At 46.4% G+C, this 22,637-nt stretch carries 24 protein-coding genes and 2 rRNA genes; 7 read left to right on the top strand and 19 right to left on the bottom strand.

The annotated features are described in order from the left end of the window. Nucleotides 1-15: 15 nt before the first annotated feature. The gene (locus H615_RS0110515; protein WP_027955106.1) at nucleotides 16-1,044 is read right to left on the bottom strand and encodes a PTS sugar transporter subunit IIC; all 1,029 of its coding nucleotides are present in this window, start codon (nucleotides 1,042-1,044) and stop codon (nucleotides 16-18) included. A gap of 193 nt (nucleotides 1,045-1,237) precedes the next feature. Between H615_RS0110515 and H615_RS0110510 the strand changes: the two genes are divergently transcribed. Further along, entirely contained in the window at nucleotides 1,238-3,322 is a 2,085-nt protein-coding gene (locus tag H615_RS0110510; RefSeq protein ID WP_027955105.1) for a methyl-accepting chemotaxis protein, read from the top strand. A 74-nt stretch (nucleotides 3,323-3,396) separates the two neighbouring features. After that, nucleotides 3,397-3,837 (top strand): YtoQ family protein, encoded by a 441-nt coding sequence (locus H615_RS0110505; RefSeq protein ID WP_027955104.1) that lies wholly within the window; start codon nucleotides 3,397-3,399, stop codon nucleotides 3,835-3,837. Nucleotides 3,838-3,910: 73 nt separating this feature from the next. Here H615_RS0110505 and H615_RS0110500 read toward each other — a convergent pair whose 3' ends face one another. Both H615_RS0110500 and H615_RS0110495 read right to left on the bottom strand, forming a co-directional pair. Further along, entirely contained in the window at nucleotides 3,911-4,414 is a 504-nt protein-coding gene (locus H615_RS0110500) for a DUF84 family protein (protein WP_027955103.1), read from the bottom strand. 121 nt (nucleotides 4,415-4,535) lie between these two features. Next, nucleotides 4,536-5,603, bottom strand: a complete 1,068-nt coding sequence (locus H615_RS0110495) for a M42 family metallopeptidase (protein ID WP_027955102.1) — start codon at nucleotides 5,601-5,603, stop codon at nucleotides 4,536-4,538. Nucleotides 5,604-5,754: 151 nt separating this feature from the next. On the opposite strand from H615_RS0110495, the gene H615_RS0110490 reads away from it, so the two are divergent. Beyond that, entirely contained in the window at nucleotides 5,755-6,072 is a 318-nt protein-coding gene (locus H615_RS0110490; protein ID WP_027955101.1) for a PepSY domain-containing protein, read from the top strand. A gap of 36 nt (nucleotides 6,073-6,108) precedes the next feature. On the opposite strand, the gene H615_RS0110485 is transcribed toward H615_RS0110490, so the two are convergent. Together H615_RS0110485 and trmB are read right to left on the bottom strand one after the other, a co-directional pair. After that, nucleotides 6,109-6,963 carry a YtnP family quorum-quenching lactonase gene (locus tag H615_RS0110485; protein ID WP_027955100.1) on the bottom strand — a complete coding sequence of 285 codons (855 nt, stop codon included), beginning with the start codon at nucleotides 6,961-6,963 and terminating at the stop codon, nucleotides 6,109-6,111. 66 nt (nucleotides 6,964-7,029) lie between these two features. Further along, nucleotides 7,030-7,674 (bottom strand): tRNA (guanosine(46)-N7)-methyltransferase TrmB, encoded by a 645-nt coding sequence (gene trmB, locus H615_RS0110480; RefSeq protein WP_027955099.1) that lies wholly within the window; start codon nucleotides 7,672-7,674, stop codon nucleotides 7,030-7,032. Between the two features lie 262 nt (nucleotides 7,675-7,936). Here trmB and H615_RS22555 point away from each other — a divergent pair, with 262 nt between their 5' ends. After that, nucleotides 7,937-8,110 (top strand): hypothetical protein, encoded by a 174-nt coding sequence (locus H615_RS22555; RefSeq protein WP_169516195.1) that lies wholly within the window; start codon nucleotides 7,937-7,939, stop codon nucleotides 8,108-8,110. A gap of 34 nt (nucleotides 8,111-8,144) precedes the next feature. Here H615_RS22555 and H615_RS0110470 read toward each other — a convergent pair whose 3' ends face one another. The 3 genes from H615_RS0110470 to H615_RS0110460 form a co-directional block, all read right to left on the bottom strand. Beyond that, nucleotides 8,145-8,846, bottom strand: coding sequence for an SDR family NAD(P)-dependent oxidoreductase (locus H615_RS0110470; RefSeq protein ID WP_035531971.1), 702 nt, complete (start codon nucleotides 8,844-8,846; stop codon nucleotides 8,145-8,147). A gap of 133 nt (nucleotides 8,847-8,979) precedes the next feature. Next, the gene (locus tag H615_RS21255; protein WP_035531968.1) at nucleotides 8,980-9,777 is read right to left on the bottom strand and encodes a phosphotransferase family protein; all 798 of its coding nucleotides are present in this window, start codon (nucleotides 9,775-9,777) and stop codon (nucleotides 8,980-8,982) included. A gap of 158 nt (nucleotides 9,778-9,935) precedes the next feature. Next, nucleotides 9,936-10,859: a diacylglycerol/lipid kinase family protein gene (locus H615_RS0110460; RefSeq protein WP_027955097.1), complete on the bottom strand. Its 924-nt coding sequence runs from the start codon at nucleotides 10,857-10,859 to the stop codon at nucleotides 9,936-9,938. Nucleotides 10,860-10,942: 83 nt separating this feature from the next. Between H615_RS0110460 and H615_RS0110455 the strand changes: the two genes are divergently transcribed. Then, the gene (locus H615_RS0110455) at nucleotides 10,943-11,959 is read left to right on the top strand and encodes an EAL domain-containing protein (RefSeq protein ID WP_027955096.1); all 1,017 of its coding nucleotides are present in this window, start codon (nucleotides 10,943-10,945) and stop codon (nucleotides 11,957-11,959) included. Here the strand turns inward: H615_RS0110455 and H615_RS0110450 are convergent. Genes H615_RS0110450 through H615_RS0110435 form a run of 4 tightly spaced genes read right to left on the bottom strand, consistent with a single transcriptional unit; the run spans nucleotide 11,946 to nucleotide 15,851 of the window. Further along, complete coding sequence (locus H615_RS0110450) at nucleotides 11,946-12,863, bottom strand: nuclease-related domain-containing protein (protein ID WP_027955095.1); 918 nt, start codon at nucleotides 12,861-12,863, stop codon at nucleotides 11,946-11,948. The genes H615_RS0110455 and H615_RS0110450 overlap by 14 nt on opposite strands. Next, nucleotides 12,847-13,425, bottom strand: coding sequence for an RNA 2',3'-cyclic phosphodiesterase (thpR, locus tag H615_RS21250; protein ID WP_035531965.1), 579 nt, complete (start codon nucleotides 13,423-13,425; stop codon nucleotides 12,847-12,849). Before thpR ends, H615_RS0110450 begins: the two co-directional genes overlap by 17 nt. 27 nt (nucleotides 13,426-13,452) lie before the next feature. Further along, the gene (pepV, locus tag H615_RS0110440) at nucleotides 13,453-14,823 is read right to left on the bottom strand and encodes a dipeptidase PepV (RefSeq protein WP_027955094.1); all 1,371 of its coding nucleotides are present in this window, start codon (nucleotides 14,821-14,823) and stop codon (nucleotides 13,453-13,455) included. Continuing rightward, nucleotides 14,820-15,851: an ion channel gene (locus H615_RS0110435; protein ID WP_425307002.1), complete on the bottom strand. Its 1,032-nt coding sequence runs from the start codon at nucleotides 15,849-15,851 to the stop codon at nucleotides 14,820-14,822. Before H615_RS0110435 ends, pepV begins: the two co-directional genes overlap by 4 nt. 155 nt (nucleotides 15,852-16,006) lie before the next feature. Here H615_RS0110435 and H615_RS0110430 point away from each other — a divergent pair, with 155 nt between their 5' ends. Next, nucleotides 16,007-16,225, top strand: a complete 219-nt coding sequence (locus H615_RS0110430; RefSeq protein WP_027955092.1) for a DeoR family transcriptional regulator — start codon at nucleotides 16,007-16,009, stop codon at nucleotides 16,223-16,225. 72 nt (nucleotides 16,226-16,297) lie between these two features. Here H615_RS0110430 and H615_RS0110425 read toward each other — a convergent pair whose 3' ends face one another. Beyond that, nucleotides 16,298-17,017, bottom strand: a complete 720-nt coding sequence (locus H615_RS0110425; protein ID WP_027955091.1) for a pseudouridine synthase — start codon at nucleotides 17,015-17,017, stop codon at nucleotides 16,298-16,300. Nucleotides 17,018-17,029: 12 nt separating this feature from the next. Continuing rightward, a complete protein-coding gene (locus tag H615_RS0110420) occupies nucleotides 17,030-18,637 on the bottom strand; it encodes a putative polysaccharide biosynthesis protein (protein WP_027955090.1) in 1,608 nt (535 codons plus the stop codon). A 104-nt stretch (nucleotides 18,638-18,741) separates the two neighbouring features. Here H615_RS0110420 and H615_RS0110415 point away from each other — a divergent pair, with 104 nt between their 5' ends. Next, entirely contained in the window at nucleotides 18,742-20,001 is a 1,260-nt protein-coding gene (locus tag H615_RS0110415) for a BaiN/RdsA family NAD(P)/FAD-dependent oxidoreductase (protein WP_027955089.1), read from the top strand. A 20-nt stretch (nucleotides 20,002-20,021) separates the two neighbouring features. Here H615_RS0110415 and H615_RS0110410 read toward each other — a convergent pair whose 3' ends face one another. The 5 genes from H615_RS0110410 to H615_RS0110390 form a co-directional block, all read right to left on the bottom strand. Continuing rightward, entirely contained in the window at nucleotides 20,022-20,279 is a 258-nt protein-coding gene (locus H615_RS0110410) for a hypothetical protein (RefSeq protein ID WP_027955088.1), read from the bottom strand. Between the two features lie 49 nt (nucleotides 20,280-20,328). Beyond that, entirely contained in the window at nucleotides 20,329-20,598 is a 270-nt protein-coding gene (locus H615_RS0110405; protein WP_027955087.1) for a hypothetical protein, read from the bottom strand. Nucleotides 20,599-20,732: 134 nt separating this feature from the next. Next, nucleotides 20,733-21,899 (bottom strand): iron-containing alcohol dehydrogenase, encoded by a 1,167-nt coding sequence (locus H615_RS0110400; protein ID WP_027955086.1) that lies wholly within the window; start codon nucleotides 21,897-21,899, stop codon nucleotides 20,733-20,735. A 207-nt stretch (nucleotides 21,900-22,106) separates the two neighbouring features. Then, nucleotides 22,107-22,220 (bottom strand): 5S ribosomal RNA (gene rrf / locus H615_RS0110395). Between the two features lie 79 nt (nucleotides 22,221-22,299). Next, nucleotides 22,300-22,637, bottom strand: a 23S ribosomal RNA gene (locus H615_RS0110390); the annotation flags it as partial.

Below are 22,637 nucleotides of genomic sequence, written 5' to 3'. Positions count from 1 at the left end.
TATTCTAGCACAGGATCACTCATATTCAATTCTCATGTCTCCAGGCTCAATCCACCCTTTTCTTGAAAACCAATAATAGAAACCGTAGCTGATGACCGCGGGCCCTATAAAGTGGAGGAAAAGGATGATCAGACCCACTTCAGGTGAAAGTCCCATCGTCTCAATTGTCATAATCTGACCAACAAAACCACTCGTACCCATACCGGCACCGGCTGCATTGTTTTCCATCGACAGCCACATCGTTGCTAATGGAGCCAGCAGCGCCCCGGCCAGCGTCGGTGGAAGGATGATCAACGGTTTTTTCACGACATTGGCTACCTGAAGCATGGATGTGCCGATCCCCTGGGCAACCGCACCTCCAAATCCATTATCTTTATAACTCGTCACCGCAAACCCAATCATCTGGGCTGCACAGCCGACGGTAGCCGCTCCGGCCGCTGCCCCTTCTAAAGAAAGCATAAGAGCGATTGCCAGACTCGAGATCGGGGCAGTTAAGGCCAGCCCCATGAGAACGGCAACAAGGACACCCATCAAAAGTGGCTGCTGTTGGGTGGACCAGTTGATGATTTCTCCCAATCCGGTCATAAATGCTCCAATCGGCGCTCCAATCACCACACCAACAAAGTACCCTACCAAAATCGTAGAAAAAGGAGTAAGGATAATATCAAGTTTCGTTTCCTTACTGACAAGCTTCCCAAATTCCGTTGCAAACAGAGCAGCAATATAACTGCCGGCCGGACCGCCGAGATCTGCTCCGTAAGCACCGCTGAATAATGCAGCAAAGATGACCAGCGGTGGTGCTTTCAACCCGTAGGCTACAGCCGCCCCGATTGCTCCTCCCCATATCTTTGCATCCATGGCGAAGGTTCCCATATCAATAAGAGAAACTGAAAACATCCCTAAATCCAGCTGTTCACCAATCGTTTTCATAATCAACCCGATTATTAATGAAGAAAAAAGTCCGAGAGCCATATAACTCAGAGCCGTTATGAAATAGGCATGAACCGAAATATACACACCTTTTCTATTTAAAAACTTTTTCATTCCATGACCTCCTGTCTTACCGAAAGAAATTATACACCTATACACAACATGTGTAAAGACAAGTCGCCTCATCTTCCCGTAAGGTCTTTAGACCCATACCTAAAAGCCTGGATTCTATTGTGTTCCTAATCGATTAGTCTTATAATAAATCCATATCTACATAAATTTCAGAATATTCACAGGGAGGGTTCTTATGAAAACGATTCGTGCACGTGTAAGGTTCATCCTTATCTCCTCACTCTGCTCCCTGCTGCTTCTTGTAGGCGTATCGACGTATTTATTTATGGAACAGTCGAAGCAGGCCGAAGAAAGACAGATGATTCAGCAGGCCGTAACAGACAGTGAATCCGTCCAAGCTCTCATGAACGAGGTGAAACTGGAACAGCAGCAGTTTTTCAATCAGCCATCAAAAGACCAGGGCGCAGCCGTGGAGACAGCCATCACTGAAGTGAAGGAAGCATCTCTAAGCTATAAAGAAACCTACAGCAGCTACCCATCCATCGAGAAGGGGTTTCAATCGATTTACGGAAGCTCCGAACAGTACATAGAAGAGCTCGGACCGCTGGTGAATATGTTTAAGCTGATAGGCTTTTCCGATTCAGAAGGACTTCGTAAGCAGATACAGGAAGCCTCTGCACAGTTCAGTGAGCTGATCAGCCAATCCGAAAGTCCAGCGCTGGAAAATACCCTGTTGGTAATGAAAATGGATGAGCAGGCTTATTTAAACAATCCAGAGGAAGAACAGCTTTCTGATTTTAAGGAGAGCTCCTCATCCTTAAAAGAGTCCGCGGAGAGTTTGAACCTTTCTGAAGAAGAAAACACTACATTAAGCAGAAGCCTGCTGAAGTATGAGCAGGGCTTAAACACCATCGATAATACTTACGAACAGGCAGGAAACATACGCACATCGTTCGAGGAAATTGCTTCACAGGTTTCCACCCAGGTGGATCAGGTGATGCAGGCAGCCGGTGAAATGAACGAACGCATGGCTGCTGAGCAGGAAGAACAGCAGCTCTGGTTTACAGGAGGCCTTTTAGCCTTAGGATCATTGATGCTTATCATTCTCTTCTCAACCGGTTTTCTGCTGATCCGCTCCATCAGTAAATCCATCCAGCAGCTGAAAACAGGGGCCTCCATTATCGGAGATGGAAATTTAAGTCACCGGATCCGGCTTGAAACGAAAGATGAAATGGGCGAACTTGCGGGTCAATTCAATGAGATGGCCGGGAAAATGGAGCAGTCCGTCAGAAAAGTTCTTCAAGCCTCCGGATTGATGAACGACACATCGGAACAGATGTCCTTAGTATCTTCACAAACTTCCATACAGGCCTCGGAAGTTCATGCAGCCATCGGAGAGGTGGCCGCTGGTTCTCAGGAGCAGGCTCAGCAGATTGATGAAACCAATCACTTCATCCACGATGTATCAGAGGCCATTCAACAGACAAAAACAGCAGCAGCAGATATCGCAGGGAAGCTTGATCAAGCGAAAGAAGCTGGAGATGAAGGCCTTCGGACGATGACAGGCTTAAAAGAAACGTCCGATGATTTTATCCGTTTGTCTGATTTAATGACACAGGAAGTGAAAGCTGCGGCCGAGCAGTCCAAAGAAGTCCAACAAGCCGTAACTACGATCGAAGATATTGCTGACAGCACGAACCTTTTAGCCTTAAATGCGGCTATCGAATCTGCCCGCGCCGGAGAATCCGGACGTGGCTTCGCTGTTGTGGCTGATGAAGTGAAGAAACTTGCTGAACGGTCCAAAACAGAAGCACGAAGCATCCAAAGCATGATTGAGCATATGACCGTCCAGATGGATAAGCTGACCAGTGAAGCCGACCAATTCCAACAGTACCGTGCCGCACAGGAATCCTCCGTCCAGCAGACAGAAGTAGCCTTCAAGACGATCGCTTCCCACATCACGTATATAAACGAGCAGACAGGTAAAGTAACGGATGCGGTCAACGAAGTCGAAACAGCCAATGAAGAGGTCAAGAGCCGCCTTCACAATATCAGTGTCATTTCTGAGGAAGCAGCGGCAACATCCGAAGAAGTAGCGGCATCCAGTGAAAATCAATTGTCTGCCATCGAGCAGGTGACACGCTCGGCTTCAGATGTTAAAAAACTGTCCAGCGAACTTGAAGAAGAAGTGAGCGAATTCACTCTTCAACAGCTGATGGAAGATGACGAAGGGCCGAGTGAAAAAGAAATCCCATTAGATAACGATGTTGTTACAATTAAAGACCCCGAATGGAATATACCGGAAAAACGAAGCTCCTGACAAAGAGCTTCGACTGGACTTGAATCAACATCTCTCTCATACTGAAAAAGAAGAAAAGATTGGGAGGGAGAATTATGCAGCTTACCGTATACTTAGCAGGACAGATTCACGATGATTGGCGCAGGGAAATCAAATCCAAGGCAGACGAGAAACAGCTGCCGGTAACTTTTGTCAGCCCTCAGGAAAATCATGCACTGTCCGACGATATTGGGGAAAAAATACTCGGGGACCAGCCCGGTCAAGTGGAACGCGATGATGCGGCCTCTTCCATCAACAATTTCCGTACGAAAATATTATTGAACAAGTCGGATGCAGCCATTGCCTATTTCGGGGAATCGTATAAACAGTGGAACACAGCGATGGATGCCGGAGCTGCGATTCAGGCAGGCAAACCCCTTATCCTGATCCGCCCGGAGTCCCTCGTTCATCCATTGAAGGAGCTCTCCAATCAGGCTGATGTAACAGTAGAAACCATCGAACAAGCCATTGAAGTCCTTGCCTATCTTTATGAATAAAGCAAGCTGCAGCGACTGCCGCTGAAAACCGAATCCAAAATTAGAAAATGGACGGGGGAAATCCCCCGTCCATTTATTGTTGATCAAATTCCCACTGCCCCTTCAGAAGCTGGACAACGTGTGTGAACATATCTTCTCGGTGAATCAGACCATTCGTAAATATGCCGATAGCCCCTTCGTTACTCCGGACATCGTGCTTATCTGCGTATTCGTCCATGACATCGCCTAATTCTTTTCCTTTTTCAAGGCCTGCCTTCACTTCATCCGGCAGTCGAATTCTGGCTCCGCTTGCACTATAGACGTTTTCCTTTTCATCTACAAGAGCGCCCCAGTTGCAAAGGTAGAGATCATCTTCAATTTCCATGACCCCGCCTTCCAGGCCGATGCCCAATTTTGATTTATGGTGCGACGCACATTCGCGTGCTCTGTTGATGGCACCTTCCAACGTCTCTTCATCAGAAAAGGGCTGTGCTGCCACTTTTGATTCAACTTCCATTCCTACGACTTCTGCCTCAGGAAACACCCGCTTCACCGAATCAACCTTCGTAGGGTTCTTTGATCCTACATAAATCTTCAACATAACAGGCACCTTTCTCCTTCTCACTTATATTCTTTCAAGGTCCTTGAATTCTTTAGTTCCTATCATTCTAGCATAAAGTCACACCCGCTGACATCAGCACGTGTGACTTTTTGGTGATCTATACGTTCCGGCGGATTTCGTCAACAGTGGATTGATCCGTCGCTTTGACCAGCTTCACGAGAAGCTCTTTAGCTGCTGCATAATCATCCACATGAATGATGGAAGAGGATGTGTGAATGTATCGGGAGCTGATTCCAACAACGGCAGATGGAACTCCATCGTTCGCCATGTGCACCCGTCCTGCATCTGTTCCACCCTGTGAAACAAAATACTGGTAAGGAATATCATGGGTTTCAGCTGTATCCAGGATGAATTCACGCATGCCGCGGTGTGTGATCATGGAACGATCAAGTATACGGAGAAGTGCCCCCTTACCCAGCTGACCGAATTCTTTTTTATCCCCGCTCATATCGTTGGCTGGTGAAGCATCCATCGCATAAAAAATATCCGGCTGGATCATGTTGGCGGCTACCTGAGCCCCACGCAGTCCGACTTCTTCCTGAACAGTAGCTCCGGAATAGAGAACATTCGGAAGTTTTTCTCCCTGCAGTTCTTTCAGTAGTTCAATGGAAAGACCACAGCCATAACGGTTGTCCCAGGCTTTCGCAAGGATTTTCTTTTCATTGGCCATCGAGGTGAACGGGCAGATCGGCACGATCGGCTGTCCAGGCTTGATGCCGATTTCTCCGGCATCTTCCTTGTTATCTGCTCCGATATCAATCAGCATGTTTTTAATTTCCATCGGTTTTTTCCGCTGTTCCGGTGTCAGATTGTGAGGAGGGATGGATCCAATCACACCAACCACGGGCCCGCGATCGGTCACTACCTGGACACGCTGGGCCAGAAGGACCTGATTCCACCAGCCTCCCAGCGGCTGAAAGCGGATCATGCCGTTTTCAGTGACTTGAGTGACCATGAAGCCTACTTCATCCATATGGCCCGCAGCCATAACCGTCGGCCCCTTCCCTTTCTTCACTCCAAACACACCGCCCAGGCGATCCTGAACGATTCCATCCGAATATTTCCCTAACTCTTCTTTCATGAATTGGCGTACCAGATGTTCGTTTCCAGGAGCACCCGGCAGTTCCGTCAACGTTTTGAAAAGTTCTTGGGTTTCTTGATTCATATGTACATCTCCTTTATTTCCATCTGTTTCTATTTTAACGGAATTGTGAAAACGTTTCTACAAATCCGCCGTTCAAATGAGTTTTGATTTCCTTTTAACGGGAATATTTAGTATACTGGACACTAGAAACTAGTTGTGAGGTGATTGGTTAATGAACTGGAAAAAAGTCGCGATAGCCGCAGGTGTAGGAGCACTCGCCGGTTATATTGTAAAAGAACAAATCAGCAGCAGTCAGAATGTCACTCCTGAAAAGGCACTGAAAATTGCAAAGGAAGCCTTTAAGAAACAGGGGCCGATCAGCGGTTCATGGATTTACATGAAGCCGGAAGAACTGAATAAAAACGGTATCAATTATGATGTGTATCGAGGCGGCATCTCCAAGAACCAGGACGGGGAAACCTCTCAATTCGAATTTTATATCGATACAGACACAGGCACCATTGTGGATGTAGCGGAAACAACGGCCTGACTTATAAAAATACCCTCTTCCAAAGAGGGTATTTTTTTATGTGTAATGATGCTTGTTCTGATCCACCTGATCGATGATTTTTCCGTCCTGGTCGAATTTCAACGCACGATATACAGCATCATGGTAAAACGTATACCAGGCCTCTTTATCATACCCAAATTCCATCCATTTTTTCTTTTCGTGTACAGAAGTCACCGGATAATCATCATAAGCGAGAGCCCACAGCACATTTTGATGAGCATGGGTCGGCATCAAATCAGCCATGTGGATCCATACATGCTCATCTTCCTCATAAACAAGAACAGCATGGCCGTCACTATGACCGCTTGTGTGAATCATCCGCAGGCCGGGCACAACCTCTAGGCTGTCTTCAAAGGTCCGCACCTGATGTTCTACAGGTTTCCAGTTATCCTCCCAGTATGTATTAATAGAGCGTATATTCGGCTCCCGCATTTCCTCCCATTCCGTCCGGCTCGTATAAATAACGGCTTCAGGAAAGGCGGATACCAGTTCTTCTCCCTCCCAGCGGGTTAAACCGCAGGCGTGATCGAAGTGAAGGTGAGTCATCAGGACATAATCAATATCCTCACGGGTCAGATTTAATGCCTGAAGTCCTTGATCTATTTTGGATTCTTCAAGCACTCCGAAATTACGCATCTGTTTTTCATTCATTTTTCCATTCCCAATCCCGGAATCAATGAGAATATGTTTCCCTCCTGCATGCACATAGATGGGATCCGTCCGAAGCTCAATTTGATTCTTATCGTTCACAGGATATTTCTTGCTCCATAGTGCTCTGGGAACAACTCCGAACATGGCACCGCCATCCAAATGAGTTACCCCGCCATCCAGCCAGGTCAGCTCTGCTTGACCGATCGTCAGCTTTTCCACCACTATCACCCCTTCTATAAAGATAGCTCTAGTTTATCATAATAACTAGAGCCTTTGAAAACGTTATCAAGTTGTGAATCTTGCTGTACAACGGTAGATGGGTTGTCCTTTTGCCGAGAATTTCTCTTCATATTCCGTCGGGACATTCAATGGATCCTCATCTGCGTGGAGATCAACGGATACATCCTCAAGAATCATGCCGTATTCAGAAAAACTGACCAGTGAATACTCGAATAATCCTTTATTATCCGTTTTTAACGTGACTCTCCCCTCTTCTTTAAGAACCGCCTCATATTGGGAGAGGAACGTATGGAATGTCAGCCTCCTTTTTTCATGCTTCGATTTCGGCCACGGATCAGAAAAGTTTAAATAAATATGGTCTACTTCATTATTTTCAAAAAGATCGGTCAAATCTTTTGCATTTTCATTGACCATCCTTACATTCTCAGTCTCCGCGTCTTTCACTTTTTTCACCGCGCCGACAATCACACTCTTCACGAATTCAATGCCGATGAAATTGACTTCAGGATGCTGGACACCCATCCCGGCGATAAACTGACCTTTTCCTGATCCAATCTCTAAATGAAGGGGTTGTTCAGGATGGGAAAACAAATGCTTCCAGCTTCCCTTTTGTGCAAATGGAGCCTGGACGACAATCTGATCTTCTTCCCTTAGAAAATCATCCGCCCAAGGTTTATTTCTTAAACGCATGTATGGAATTCCTCCTTCTTATCGATAAAATGGTACCATGAAGACCGGGAAATTGAAAATTTTTTTCTATATTCGCTGTATCTGTACGGATTATGGACCATCCGTGATGATTAAAGCCATTTTATCGGATATATCTTCTACAGAACGTCTGCTCCGTGTATAACGTAAAATTCACCGTTTTAAGGGGGTTGGGTTGTAAGCGCTTCCTACTTTATGATGAGTATCGTGTTGATCAATACTGAACGGGAGTGATGAGAAAGCTATGAAATTGATGACAAAACTTTTTGAAGTATCTGTTCTGGCCGTCTTCTCTGTTCTATTCGCAGGATATGCCCTGTTTGTTTATCCGTTTGAAAAAATGTCTGAACGTATGAGTGCAGAAGTCAAAGCCAAAAAACTTAAATATACACCAGCCACACAAAAAACCGCTGCCTGAGGGCAGTGGTTTTTTTATGACGTCTCATTTCCCACTAAAATTCAAGTTCATCTCTATCTCTGAAGAATTTCCCTGTAGGGCCGTCCTCCTCCAGCTGCGAAAGCCATAAAATCCCTTCCATAGCTTCTTCAGGCTTACGCTCTGCCTTTTCTCCACCAAGCTCCGTTTTCACCCATCCGGGACTTACGGAGTTCACTTTCACGTTCTTCCGGCGTGCTGCTCCTGCGAACAATCTCGTTAAGGCATTCAAGCTGTACTTGGACGCTTTATAGGCACCAGCCATTGGAGCGTCCATCGCCTGACTGACCCCCATCTCTGCAGCAACATTTACAATCCGGCCATAATTATTCTCCAGCATCACAGGCATAAGGCTCCTCATGAGAAAATAAGGGCCAAAATAATTCACAAGCTGAATATCTTCAAAGGTAACGGTATCAATATCCAGGATGGAACTTCTTTTATCAGGAAAGATCCCGGCATTATTAATCAGTACATCGATTCGACCGTCCTCTTTAAGAATTCTACCCCTGACTTCAGCCATTCTATCCGGCTGGGCCACATCAAGGAAAATTTGTTGGACGTCCAGTCCCTCTTTCTGAAGACGGGAAGCGGCTTCGTTTCCCTTTTCTTCATCCCGGGACCCCAGCCACACTTTAAAGCCCGTTTCGGCCAGCTGACGGCACGCCTCAAAACCTATGCCGCGGTTTCCTCCTGAAACGAGTACATTTTTCTCCATACCCAATCCCTCCATTTTAATGACAGATACCCAACGATACCCGCCTGTTTGGAAGATTGATCCTTTTAATGTTCTGGACCCGTTCAAAAAAAGCTTATGCCGCGGCGGCATAAGCTTTTTCTCTATTGGACGTTTATATTATTCCATGCTGCTTCATGATGGTTTTTAACTTTTCTGTTCGTACGGCGGATTCATGGTATTCTCCCCGCATTTGATGCCACTGAATAAATGAAAGCGCCTGGGAAATCGAGTACCATTTCATCCGCTGGAACATGTGGGAGTCAGGCCGGATGCCGTATTCCTTCATCCATGTCTCCCAGTAATCCTCTGGGATATAGTTATATAAAAGCATTCCGAGATCCAAAGCGGGATCAGCTACCATCGCGTTATCCCAATCGATTAAATAAAGATGATCTTTTGCGGATAACATCCAGTTATTATGATTGGTATCACAATGACAGACGACGTGAACATCATGTTGGACATTCCGTACTTCCTGATCCAGGTATCTGACGGCCTGATGAATTTCAATCCTTGGATCCACCTTATCCAGAACCTTTTGATTTTCCTTGATATCCAAAAGTATCTCATCAGGGGTTAAAGGATGCTTACCCAGTCTCATTAACATATCCAGCAGCTCAGTGGAATGGTGGATCTTACTTAACAGGGCGGCTACCCGCGGGTGCTTCATCTCTTCCGGATTTAATTCCCGCCCGTCCAGCCATTCCTGGGCAGTAATGACATCCCCATTCTCCAGCCTTTTGGTCCAGATCAATTTAGGGACGATCCCTTCTGCGGACAGGACGGCTAAAAAAGGTGAAGAGTTGCGTTTTAAAAACAGCCGCTTCTCATCTGTCTGGGCATAGTAAGCTTCCCCTGTCGAACCGCCTGCTGGTGTTATTGTCCAATTACTACCGAGTATATGTTCCAACCAATTCACCTTCAATTCCTCAAATCCTCTTGTGATCGAATCACGTCTTTATTCATTCAGTATACCGTACTTTTGTCATTATTCGAAATATACCCTGCCGATTCAATAGTCACCTTAGAATAGATTAACTCATTGATCTGTCAAGTTTCAAGAGATATCTATGAATTGCTCAGGAATGTCGTTTTTGATGACGCTTTCTTGATCAACCATTCATCCGATCGAGAAGGTTGGCCGTCCACCTGGAAAAGTGTCCCCTGATTTGTACGGACATGGACCCTATCCGCTTCCCACTCGACCACTTCCCTCAAAGCTGTATGTTTTCCAATGAATACGCTTAGAAAAAGGGCCAGCAGTTTCCGCTTGGATAGAGCTCGAACGAGAATAACCGAGAAGCGTGGATGGTGGATGCCTGCTCTGGGTGCAATTTTCATCCCGCCCCCGAAATAAGGATGGTTTGTAATCGTCATCATCATGACTTTTTCAATAACAGGAGGCTGATCATCAAGCTTCACTTCCACTTCCACAGCTTTGAACCACTGCAAAGCACGGACAAGAGCCGCGGGATAGATCCATTTCGTTAAATGAAGACGGCGCATCCACAACCGAAAAGCAGGGCGGTCCGCATAGGACGCCACTGCCCCATCAAATCCGATACCAACACTGTTCAAGAAGGTTCTTTTCTGCCCATTGTGCACCTGGTAGTTTCCCAGATAAACATGGTGCTCCCGCGGCTTACGGAGGACGGATTTGAACAAATCTGGAATTCGTGACTTTACTCCCAGTCCCCGTGCAAAATCATTCCCTGACCCGGCTGGTAAAAAACAGATGGGGACAGGCCGTGACGGATTCCAGCCATTGATCACTTCATGAAGGGTGCCGTCTCCACCAAGAACTAAACAAGCTTTCAAGGAAGGCCCCTGAGATTTTGACAGGTCGGACGCCAGTGCTTCCGCACCAGCAGGCGCTTCTGTGAAAAACGTCTGAATATCCCGGCTGTGGTAGTCGGACGTTTTCTTAAGCTGTTGATACAGCTTTAATCCCCGGCCGTTTCCCGCCGCAGGATTCACAATCAGAATATACATGAGCCCCACTCCCTGCGAGTTGAATGACTATACTTTATGATAGCTACTCCAGTATACTACTAGTATAAAAGGAGGAGAAGCACATGAGGAACAACTGCCTGTCATGCGGGACTATTTTCACAGTCCCTGATCAAGGAAAACTGGTCATTAAAGAATCCTATTTCAATCACTTCCCAAAACCACTGCCCTTAACGGTGGAAGATAAAGACGAGGTTCACACTGTATTTTCCTACCGAAGTCACGAGGAGCTGAAGGGTGCCCTTGAACAGTGGAATGACGGGAATATTCCCCACATCCGTATTCACGTTCTAGACCCTTCCACGGATCGTTCCCATCCAATCCCTTTGACACACCTCTACGAAAGGATTACCCGTCCGGATCTCGTTTCGATTATTCATAAGGGTGAGTTTCAAGCCCATTTACAGCCTATCATGGATATAAAAATGAAAAAGGTGATTGGATACGAAGCTTTACTGCGGACGAATCACGCCTCTATCCATCCAGGTGAGCTGTTCTCTTTTGCCAGTGATGCGGGACTTCAGTCGATGCTTGACCAAAAAGCAAGAAGAGCGGCCGTAAAAGCAAAAGCTGAACATTTACAAAAAGGAGAAAAGATTTTCATCAACTTCCTCCCCTCCACCATTTATGACCCGGACTTCTGTCTGGCTCATACCTTCCAAATGGTCAAGGAATACGATGTCCCTTCGGAGGACCTTGTGTTTGAAGTCGTGGAAACAGAGAGAATTACAAACGTCGATCACTTAAAAACGATCCTGGAGAAATACAAAGCTTCCGGAATGAAAACAGCTCTTGATGATGTGGGGGCCGGATACAGTTCTTTGGAGATGCTTCGCTTACTACAGCCCGATTATGTCAAAATTGACCGTTCCTACATTCAGGACTGTCATATCCAGCCGGAGAAACAGTCCTTTCTTAACCAAGTAATGGCTGACGCAGGCAGACTTACTATCGATGTCCTGGCTGAAGGGATTGAAACCCCGGAGGAATGGAACTGGCTTGCCGCTCTGGGTGTCCACTTCGGCCAGGGCTATTTGATTGGCAGACCAGCTCCGTTTCCACATGCCGCTATTCTTCCATAGGTTCCTCCGTATCCCATTCGGCTCGTTTTACCGCACTTGTCCGGCAGTGCTTCAAGAGAGCTTCTGCCGTTTTCAGCTGCTTATGCTTCAAAGGTGTGCTCATCTGTCTTTTCTCATAAAGCCAGCGTTCATACTCATTGTTTCCTACATAGATCGTCTGGTAGGGCTCCTGTGTTTTTTCAAATGACAAGGAAGGAGATAACACCACTTTAGTGTAAGGGAATTCAATATCGTATTTTCTAAGAATGCTCCTTACAAAGGTTTCCGTACGCTTCAAGGAAATCAGCGGACTTTGGACTTTCCGCTGAACGTTACCTTCTTCCAACATCCACGTGTGTTCAGACTGCACATACGCCGTCTCCCCCTTCCGGGCAGGCAGAGATGTAACCAACTCCAGTCCATGCGGACCAATCAGGATGTGATCGATTTCCAATTCTGCGTTTCTCAGCTGAGCGACCGGTTCATACATGAGCAGGTAAGTATCCGGGAAGCGCTGCAGATAAAAAGAGAGGGACGGGTCGTCCTTGTAGGCTGGATGCAGAAAGGATTTTTTCTGCAGGGTGGTCGTCGCCCATTTCAATTGAAAAGGAAGCAGCCCATCCAGATAGTACTGCTTCAGCTCCCTTAATGAGCGGGGCTGTTTTTCCACCATCATGGATGCTGCTTCTTCACCAGCGTCTCCAAGCCCTTTATCCCGGAATAAAGCTTTCCACCACGGGATTTTTTCCGGTTCAACTTCTACAGAATCCGGAAGCTCATTTTGAAAGTCCAGCCGTCCCTGCTCGTACAGGGACCGCATTTTCGTCCAGTTCTCCTGTTTCAAACGGATAAACTGGGCGGGATATTGATACATATTCACTTCATATCTGGAGATATAATCATTCAGTTTAATTAGTTGAGCCATTGCCATCCCTACTTTTTAATTCAATGGTGAACACTTCTTGATATTTCGGATGTTCCCCGGGGTGGATCCTGAATAACGTTACATGGTCCATAATCATCGGGAACTTCTGTTGAAATACAGGGGGAACGTTGCTTAACGAGAGCGGAGACTGCCCTTCCGCCTGTTTTTTTGCCAGTGTAATATGGGGGTGAAACTTCCTTCTTTCCCGATCCCATCCGGATGCAGCCGCCGCTTTCTCTGCCTGTTGGTACAGCTTCTCCAGCTGCGGGGCCTTTTCCACTTCAGCGAGGAAGACCCGTGGGGACTGCGGGTGGCCGAAACCACCGGCGGGTCCGATGGTGATTGAAAAAGCATCCGGCAGCTCCTGCTGGTGGAGGATTGTAATCAACTTGTTTATTTTTTCATCGGATGCCGGTCCCAGAAACTTTAGGGTTACGTGAAAGTCTGAGGGATTCGTCCATACTTTGTACTGCATATGTTCCCTCAGTTCCTGCTGCCATAGAAGAAGATGATCTGCCGCTTGTTCTGTCTTCAGGCCGATAAAATAATGAGGGTCGCTCATGATCCCGCCTCCGTTTCCTTAGTCCTTTTATTTTGTCAGCCGGTAAAGGCTTTCTGCATAAATTTCCATTGCTTTTACCATATCCTTCAACCTGACGTGTTCATCAGACTGATGCGCAGTATCCGGACTGTCGGCAAACATCGCCCCGAAAGCGACCCCGGTTGTCAAAGAACGGGCATAAGTGGCTCCTCCAATGGACAAAGCTTCTGCCAGCCCGCCGGTGGCTTCGTTATAGACGGACAGCAGCGTCTGTACTAAAGTATCCTCTTTCTCAACATAGAGAGACGCCAGATGATCATAAATCTCTACTGTTCCTCCGTTTATTTCCAGCGCGTTGTGCAATCGTTCCATAACCTGCTCTGCGTCCGCCGTTACAGGATAGCGTAGGTTCAGCCCGACTCTCCATTCTTCCTTTGTCTTTTCCAAAGAACCCAGGTTTGAGGTTAATGGTCCGGATACGTCATCAGACATGTCCAAACCGAGACCACTGCCGTCCGTGTCTGTAAAGCAGGCAAGCAGCTGAGAAACAAGTTGATGGTCGACTTGAGGAAGCGGGAGGGAGAAGAGAAAGCCCAAAAGGTCTATCAGCGCGTTTTTTCCTGTTTCCGGACGGCTTGCATGAGCTGCTTTCCCTTTGAACACAATTTGGACAGACTCTTCTTTCTCCTTCAGGTATGCGTCTGCTTGATGTTCGTTTATGTAGGCATCAAAAGCCGGCCGAACAGCCCCTGACAATTCGACTACGGCCTCATCCGGTACCATATTCAACGGCCCTCCCCCTTTCACACGTAAGAGGCGGATGTCATTTTCTGTGTCCGGTGCAGCAGGATACGCAGCATAAGCATCAAGCAGCCCTTTTTCGGCATGAATTACTGGAAAAGAAGCGTCTGGAGTGAAGCCGGCCACAGGCATAGGCTCCTTTTTAAAATAATGGCTGATCCCCTGCCAGTCCCGCTCTTCATCTGTACCCAGGATAAGCCGGATTCTCTTCTTAGGCTGGAATCCTTGGTCCTTTAGCATTTTCATGGCCATATAAGCAGCCATCACAGGTCCTTTATCGTCCTGGGCTCCGCGTCCGTACAGGTTATTATCCCTTACAGCAGCTTCAAAGGGCGGAGATGTCCATCCTTCACCTGCAGGAACAACATCAAGATGGCCGAGCACCCCGATGATTTCGTCTCCTTCTCCAAATTCGATGTGTCCAGCAAAGTCGTCGATGTTCTTTGTTACAAACCCGTCTTTCTCTCCAAGCGCAAGCATATGGGATAAGGCCTGCTGTATGGCGGGTCCAAATGGTGTATCCTCGTCTTTCTCATAAACACTTGGAATGCTGATCAGTTCACCAGCATGAATAAGGAAGGAATCCAAATACTCTTCACTTAATTTTTTGAAATTCATGATTGTCCTCCTTTAGAAAGAATGGCGTCATACGTGGCTTTATCACAAACGGCATAAAGTTCTGCGTTATCAGGGATCGGCTCTTCCAGCTTTCGATTAATCGCCAGATCATTCCGGTCTGCGATAAGGGTGGCTCCTTCAGATAGAAGATTTTGAAAAGCATCCCGGTAGGTACGCCATTCTGAACGTGTCGGAATGTAAAAGAGGTCCTCTCCTACAGAACGCTTCAGAAGCTGTCCATAAATTCCAGAAACCCCTTTTCTGAATGCTGCCCGGACTGCCAAAGAGGAAATCGTTTCACTGGAGACGATAAACTCATCCACCTGGGCATGCTTAAAGTTATTGATGTGTTTTTCCTCCATCACTTCAACGATCGTATGAACACCCGGAGCCAGATTTTCAACGGATGAAGCAATCAGAAGTGTCTTTCCATCAATCATCTGATTGCTGGTCATCTGGTCATCAGCAAAGATCAATACAGCTTTCGCTTTTGTAATATTGGCTTTTTCCAATGTGTTATGATCTCCAGCATCTCCTTTTATGTAGTGTATGTTTTCTGAAAGCATAGGAGCTTCTGGTAGCTGATCGATCAATACGATTTCACAGTCTTCATGCGTATCCAGCATTTCCTTCACAGCAAATTCTGTTTTCTGGGACCAGCCGATAATAACAAAATGGCCTTGATCTTTATACACGATATCACCTTCCAGACGTTTTTTTCTATAAATGGCCAGGCTATCAACGACCTTACCAATCACAATTCCAATCAAACCGATTCCGAAGATATATAAAAACATGGCTATCAGCCGCCCACCAGCACTGATAGGAGAATAATCCCCGTAACCTACAGTGGTTACCGTTGTCATGACCCACCAGAACCCATCGAATAGTGTCGGGAAGGTATCATTTTCCACGATAACGATCAAAATACTGGATAGAAGCAGCAGGGCTATGCTTGCTAAGAAAAGGACAAGATTATTGACCTTCACCATTTTTAAAAGAATTTTCCTGAAAAAGTACAATTTCATGCCTCCGATCTTTAATAATCTGTAAATAAGGTGAATAATCTGTAAATTGAGAGGATTATAGTAGCACGATACCTTTCATTATTGTAGAATGAAACCAACTTCAGAGATTCACTGGCACCACAAGTTCCATATAATGACGATTAAGGAGTGGTTTTTTGAATCATCCATCATCACGTATGCTCACCCGGATCAAAGCTGTCTACCTTTACATTAGAGAAAAAGGGACAGTCACGACAAATGAGTTAGCAGATGAGTTTGGTATCACTGATCGCACAATGCAGAGGGACTTAAGCATATTGGAATACAATGGACTTGTCGCCAGTCCACACCGTGGAAGGTGGTCAATCACTGAAAAGAGGGTCAAAATCTCATAATTGAATCATTATCTCTTCTTATATAGATGACACCCGGTCGTGGACCGGGTGTTTTTTTGCTTATTCTCGAACTTAGAGGTTTGTTATATTCATCAAATACTCCAGTTCCTCATCCGTCAGCTCACGGTATTCTCCAAGCTCCAGCTCTTCATCAAGAACCAGTTCCCCCATTTTAATCCGCTGGAGATACACAACCTTCTTTCCTACAGCTTCGAACATCCGCTTCACCTGATGGAACTTGCCTTCGGTAATCGTAAGTTCGATTTCCGAAAATTCATCAGAAGAAAGAATCACCAGCTCTCCCGGCTTCGTATGGTAGCCGTCATCCAGAGTGACACCTGCAGCGAATTTTTCCACATCGCTCTCAGTGACTTTCCCTTCAATACGGGCAAAGTAGGTTTTTCCTACGTCTTTTTTCGGGGAAGTCAACCGATGGTTCAGCTGACCGTCGTTCGTGATCAGGAGCAGGCCTTCTGTATCCTTATCGAGTCTCCCGACAGGAAACGGTTCAAAGACGATATCTTCCGGCTGGAGAATATCGATCACTGTCGTCTCATGGGGATCTTCGGTAGCGGATATTAAATCCCCTGGTTTGTTCATCATCAGATAGATATATTCACGGTATTCCACTTCGTCGCCCATAACCGTCACTAAGTCTTCCTTGGGATCTACATGGGTTTTGGGACTTTTTTCCGGTTCGCCATTGATGCGGACATGGCCGCTTTTCAAAAGGCCTTTCACCTCTTTACGAGTTCCATAGCCCATATTGGCAAGCAGTTTATCAATTCTCAATCCTATTCCTCCTTAGCTGCGCTTCAAAAACTTATCCAGCACACGGACTCTTCCGCCGAGTACATGTTCAAGCAGTGTCGTCTTGTAGGCTGTCCACAAGTAGACGATCCCGCCGGCCCCAATACTGAATATCAATACGATCAGAGCATCCACACGGTTCTCGGTGGGTTCAAATACAAAACCGAGCAGCCATTTGACTAGAAGAACCGTTACGGCCATGACTGCTGTCAAAATGACGACAAGCAGAGTACGCTTCAGCAGCTGCTTGTAAGAAAAGTCGATGGTCGTAAAAATACGCCAGAAGTTCAGGCTGACAGCTGCAGCGACACCGATGCCTGTCGCTAAAATTGCTCCTTTTGCGCCAAGCAGCTGAATCAACCACCAGTTCAGGCTGACTTTTAACAAAATCCCTGTTCCGAGACTGACAACAGCAAAATTCTGTTTATTCACCCCTTGAAGAATCGAAGAAGTGACCGTATATAAGGCCAGGAACAGCCCTACTGGTGCATACCACCTGAGAAGATCTCCGCGGTATTCTACCTCATCCACGCCGTAAAACGTTCCATACGCTTCCCACGCGACGACAGATAAGCCGGCGACAGCAGGGATGATCAGCAGCGCAACGATCTGGAGGGCCTGGTTGATCTGTTTGTTCAGGCGGTCCATCTCATTCTTCGTAAACGCCTGTGTAATCGCCGGCAGCAGCGCGAGTGATAAACCAAGGCCGAGAGTAACCGGAATCATAATCAATTTATGACTTAGAAAATTTATGATGGAAAAAGCATTATTATATTCAGCGCCTGAGGCCTTAATCGCTTTTTCCAAAGTAAACTGGTCCACCAGCTGGTATAAAGGCGTAGCAATCCCGACCAGAATGAAAGGACCGGCATAGGTGAACAATTCCTTGAACATTTCCTTATTGGACAAGCCGTACGTATATTCCTGAGCCTGAATTTGATTTTCCAGGAAAGGTTTACGCTTTCTCCAATATACATACAGAACGATACAGGAAGCAATCCCTCCGATAAAGGCAGCAAATGTTGCAAAACCTACCGCCTGATGGACAGGGCCGCCCAGGACCTGGACAATAATAAAAGCGGAGGCCAGAAGGAAAACAATTCGGACGATTTGTTCAACGACCTGTGATACAGCCGTAGGGGCCATGGACTCATGTCCCTGGAAAAACCCGCGCGTAATACTCATCGGCGGGATAACAAGCAGAGCAAAACTGACCATCTGAATGACCATTGTTGCATGGTCAAGGCGGTCAGAGTCTGAGCCGATTGTCCAGACAGCTACCTGTTCAGCTGAGAAGTAAAGCATTAAAAAGGCGATCACTCCTGTGATGGACATCAGAGTCATCCCGGCTTTCAGCATCCGCTGACCGGTCTCGTAATCACCAAGCGAGTTGTATTTGGACACAAACTTGGAAACAGCGACAGGGACGCCCATACTCGATAAGCTGAGCAGAATGCTGTAGGGAACATAAGCAATGGAAAATAGGTCGGTCCCGTCTGTTCCCACCATATTTTCAAACGGAACCGTATAAATCATTCCCAGGAACTTGGATAGGAAAGTTCCTGCAGTCAATAACAAGGTACCTTTAAGTATTTTTGACATAATTCGCTTTTCACCTTCAATTTTATTGTAGAATCGACCTCATCTATTTTATCATAGATAGAGGATAAACAAGGAACGAATGAGATAAGAAAGGGACGACATTTATGAATTACCACGTAACCGTCATCGGCGGAGGGCCCTCAGGGCTTATGGCAGCCATCGCTGCTGCTGAACAGGGTGTAAGTACGCTCTTGATTGAAAAAGGAAAAAAGCTGGGCACCAAGCTTGCCATCTCCGGAGGCGGCCGCTGCAACGTTACGAACCGCCTTCCAGAAGAGGAAGTCATCAAACATATACCAGGAAACGGAAAGTTCCTATACAGTCCATTTTCTGTTTTTAACAATTACGATATCATTGATTTCTTTGAGGGGCTTGGAGTGGCGCTCAAAGAAGAAGACCACGGCCGGATGTTTCCTGTCAGTAATAAGGCCAAGGATGTTGTCCAGGCCCTTTTGAACCGGATGGATGAATTGAATATCGAAGTAAGAAAAGAAACACCTGTGGATGCCATTCATTACGGGGAAAACGAGCACCAGATCATTCTGAAGTCCAAAGAGAAGATACAAACGAATGCTGTAGTCATTGCGGCCGGAGGAAAAGCTGTCCCGCATACCGGATCTACTGGAGACGGTTATGCATGGGCGAAGAAAGCAGGCCATACGATTACAAAACTGTTTCCGACAGAAGTGCCTCTGCTGTCAAACGACACTGTAATTAAACAGAAGACTCTTCAGGGGCTTTCTCTACGGGGGGTGAACGTATCGGTATTAAATCCGAAAGGCAGAAAAATCATCACCCACCGGATGGATATGCTGTTCACTCACTTCGGCCTTTCCGGCCCTGCTGTTTTACGCTGTTCTCAGTATGTTGTGAAAGAGCTGATGAAGGGCCGCTCACCTGTTCAGGTGGAGATTGATGCTCTTCCTGATCAGCATGAACAATCCCTGCTCGATGAGCTTCAGAAAACAATGAAAGACCAGCCCAAGAAAGCTTTTCGGAATGTAGTCAAAGGGATGGTTCCTGAACGTCTGCTTGACTATGTATTGGATCAGTCTGAAATCGATCGTGAGGATAAGGCGGCGAACTTGTCCAATCAGCAGCTCCACCAATTCGTTCAACTGCTGAAACACTTCACCGTTCATGTACACGATTCCCAGCCGATCGAAAAAGCTTTCGTAACAGGCGGCGGTGTTTCTATCAAGGAAATCGTCCCGAATACCATGCAGTCGAAATTCATGCCGGGACTTTATTTCTGTGGAGAGGTTTTAGACATTCACGGATACACCGGCGGATACAATATTACATCAGCAATGGTCACCGGCCGTGTAGCGGGCATGCATGCAGCATGGGAAGCAATGGCATGACAAAAAAAGTCGAGAAAGGGTCAGCCCTTTCTCGACTTTCTTTGATTATATTCTTTTTCCCGGCCAAGCTCCCGGTTGATCAACAGCTGCATCCCTTCCCGGTCCTCCTGGGTGATGACCGGATCCTGCTCATGCCAATCGACCATATAAATAATATAGAAACGCCGTACCCTTCGGAAGTATACGGTTGAATGTGGAAACTTATCAAAATATCCGCGGACCATTTTCCTACGTGAATAACTCCATCTCGTCAGTTGTATGATGATCACCCCGAACATATATTCTCCCAATCAGTATAACGAGGAATCTATGAAAACACAACCGGTATTACCAAATAAAAGCAAGTCCTAAAAACGAGAATAAGAGACTGCTGAAGAGGTACAGATATCCATAGGCGTGCAGCCGGTCCCACCTGTTCGTCAAACCGAAAACACCTGCGATAGCCAGCCATACAATCACAGCCACAAAAATCATGTGCTGGATTTCTCCAATGTCTCCTTTCAGAGAAACAAGATAAAACCCAAGGGGGAGAAGCAGCAAAAGAACGGCATACTTCCAATTCCAAAATGTATTGCGTTTTCTTTCAAAATGAACCATTTCAAACGCTCCTTCATTCCTTATGTATACACCTTCCCGCCTATATTTTACCACACTTTCAAATGTTCATGGATGGATCATACCCTTATCTAATCAAAAAAACACCCGGTCATGGACCGGGTGTCTTTCATGGATTAAAAGTCTACATCTTTGCCATAGTAAGCAGCGATGAACAATTGTTTCATCTGCTCTACAGAAGTTTCACGAGGGTTTGTTCCAGTGCATGGATCTTCTACAGCATTGGCAGCCATTTGATCCACATGCTCTTTAAACAATTCTTCCTCTACACCAAAGTCTTTCAGTGTATTTGGTACATCCATCTCTTTATTCAGATTGCGTACCCATTCAATCAGACCATCCACGAGTTCTTCATCTGTCTGTCCGGAAAGGCCGATCCGGCGGGCAAGAGCTGCATAGCGGTCTTCCACTACACTTCGGTTGAATTGAATGACATATGGAAGATAAATCGCGTTCGCACAGCCGTGTGGAACACCAAAGGTAGGTCCACTCTTATGCGCCAGACTGTGCACATTTCCGAGAACAGCATTCGCAAAAGCCATGCCTGCCATCGCTTGAGCATAGTGGACTTTTTCACGGGAATCCTGATTGTCATTATAAGAAGCCAGGAGGTGCTGATCCAGTGTCTCCAGCGCCTCAATGGACAAGGCATCTGTGAAAGTCGTCCTCGGTTTAGCCACATAAGCTTCAATGCTGTGTGTTACAGCATCCATACCACTATAGGCGGTCACGTGCTTCGGCATGGATTCAACCATAACCGGGTCAATGACAGCAAGGTCCGGTGTCAGGTCAAAATCAGCCAGTGGATATTTCACCCCTGTTTCTGATTCTGTAATGACAGAGAGGTTGGAAATCTCTGATGCTGTACCACTTGTTGTCGGGATTCCGATAAACTTCGCTTTCCCTCTTAGAGCAGGCAGATTAAATGGCTCCATTGCGTCCTGGAAGCTGAGCTCCGGATGTTCATAGAAAATCCAGAAGGCTTTGGCAGCATCCATTGGGGAACCGCCCCCGATACCAATGATCCAGTCCGGCTCATAGTTTTTCACTTCTTCCAGATGATTGTTAACTAAGTCCGTAGACGGCTCTTCCGTAATACCTTCAATGACTTTCGTTTCTATATCCGCTTTGGATAAATGTTGTTTAATCGTATCCAGATTTCCGTTTTCTTTTACTGAGCCTCCGCCAATAACAAGGAGTGCCCGTTTGCCTTTGATGTCCTGAAGGATTTCAAGGGCATTTTCACCAAAGTATATATCGCGTGGGATTGTAAATCGATTCATGTTCATACCTCCAAACTAGATTTGAACTCACAGAGGGAACATAACCGTTTACCTGCTATGTTAAACACAGCAGCAGGCTTATGGAACAGATTTGTGACCAAAGACTCGGTTTCCCCACTTTGAAACCAGTCCTTTAGACACGTTTCTTTATTTCTTCATACGAGAACATAAAAAAACCCTTCAGGATCATCCTGAAGGGTTCGTGTGACGTGGCAGCGTCCTACTCTCACGGGGGTAAACCCGACTACCATCGGCGCTGAAGAGCTTAACTACTGTGTTCGGCATGGGAACAGGTGTGACCTCTTCGCCTTCACCACCACATCAATATAAAGTTTGAGGTGAACCCTCAAAACCGGATAAGGAAACAACTATTGATTAAAACACGATTCACGAAGTATATATAGATAAGTCATCGATCCATTAGTATCCGTCAGCTCCACGTGTCACCACGCTTCCACCTCGGACCTATCAACCTCATCGTCTCTGAGGGATCTTATCTGCTCGAAGCAGAGGGAAATCTCATCTCAAGGGGGGCTTCATGCTTAGATGCTTTCAGCACTTATCCCGACCACACGTAGCTACCCAGCGATGCTCCTGGCGGAACAACTGGTACACCAGCGGTGTGTCCATCCCGGTCCTCTCGTACTAAGGACAGCTCCTTTCAAATTTCCAACGCCCACGACGGATAGGGACCGAACTGTCTCACGACGTTCTGAACCCAGCTCGCGTACCGCTTTA

The organism is Halobacillus kuroshimensis DSM 18393 (assembly GCF_000425705.1).
Lineage (GTDB): Bacteria > Bacillota > Bacilli > Bacillales > Halobacillaceae > Halobacillus > Halobacillus kuroshimensis.
The sequence above is the reverse complement of the archived record's forward strand: the minus strand, read 5'-3'. Positions and strand labels throughout refer to the sequence as shown.

Excerpts from the sequence above, each read along its gene's own strand:
- H615_RS0110515 (WP_027955106.1), bottom strand. The coding sequence starts at position 1,044 with ATGAAAAAGTTTTTAAATAGAAAAGGTGTGTATATTTCGGTTCATGCC.
- H615_RS0110510 (WP_027955105.1), top strand. The coding sequence starts at position 1,238 with ATGAAAACGATTCGTGCACGTGTAAGGTTCATCCTTATCTCCTCACTC.
- H615_RS0110505 (WP_027955104.1), top strand. The coding sequence starts at position 3,397 with ATGCAGCTTACCGTATACTTAGCAGGACAGATTCACGATGATTGGCGC.
- H615_RS0110495 (WP_027955102.1), bottom strand. The coding sequence starts at position 5,603 with ATGAATCAAGAAACCCAAGAACTTTTCAAAACGTTGACGGAACTGCCG.
- H615_RS0110490 (WP_027955101.1), top strand. The coding sequence starts at position 5,755 with ATGAACTGGAAAAAAGTCGCGATAGCCGCAGGTGTAGGAGCACTCGCC.
- trmB (WP_027955099.1), bottom strand. The coding sequence starts at position 7,674 with ATGCGTTTAAGAAATAAACCTTGGGCGGATGATTTTCTAAGGGAAGAA.
- H615_RS22555 (WP_169516195.1), top strand. The coding sequence starts at position 7,937 with ATGAAATTGATGACAAAACTTTTTGAAGTATCTGTTCTGGCCGTCTTC.
- H615_RS0110470 (WP_035531971.1), bottom strand. The coding sequence starts at position 8,846 with ATGGAGAAAAATGTACTCGTTTCAGGAGGAAACCGCGGCATAGGTTTT.
- H615_RS0110460 (WP_027955097.1), bottom strand. The coding sequence starts at position 10,859 with ATGTATATTCTGATTGTGAATCCTGCGGCGGGAAACGGCCGGGGATTA.
- H615_RS0110455 (WP_027955096.1), top strand. The coding sequence starts at position 10,943 with ATGAGGAACAACTGCCTGTCATGCGGGACTATTTTCACAGTCCCTGAT.
- H615_RS0110450 (WP_027955095.1), bottom strand. The coding sequence starts at position 12,863 with ATGGCTCAACTAATTAAACTGAATGATTATATCTCCAGATATGAAGTG.
- thpR (WP_035531965.1), bottom strand. The coding sequence starts at position 13,425 with ATGAGCGACCCTCATTATTTTATCGGCCTGAAGACAGAACAAGCGGCA.
- pepV (WP_027955094.1), bottom strand. The coding sequence starts at position 14,823 with ATGAATTTCAAAAAATTAAGTGAAGAGTATTTGGATTCCTTCCTTATT.
- H615_RS0110435 (WP_425307002.1), bottom strand. The coding sequence starts at position 15,851 with ATGAAATTGTACTTTTTCAGGAAAATTCTTTTAAAAATGGTGAAGGTC.
- H615_RS0110420 (WP_027955090.1), bottom strand. The coding sequence starts at position 18,637 with ATGTCAAAAATACTTAAAGGTACCTTGTTATTGACTGCAGGAACTTTC.
- H615_RS0110415 (WP_027955089.1), top strand. The coding sequence starts at position 18,742 with ATGAATTACCACGTAACCGTCATCGGCGGAGGGCCCTCAGGGCTTATG.
- H615_RS0110410 (WP_027955088.1), bottom strand. The coding sequence starts at position 20,279 with ATGTTCGGGGTGATCATCATACAACTGACGAGATGGAGTTATTCACGT.
- H615_RS0110405 (WP_027955087.1), bottom strand. The coding sequence starts at position 20,598 with ATGGTTCATTTTGAAAGAAAACGCAATACATTTTGGAATTGGAAGTAT.
- H615_RS0110400 (WP_027955086.1), bottom strand. The coding sequence starts at position 21,899 with ATGAATCGATTTACAATCCCACGCGATATATACTTTGGTGAAAATGCC.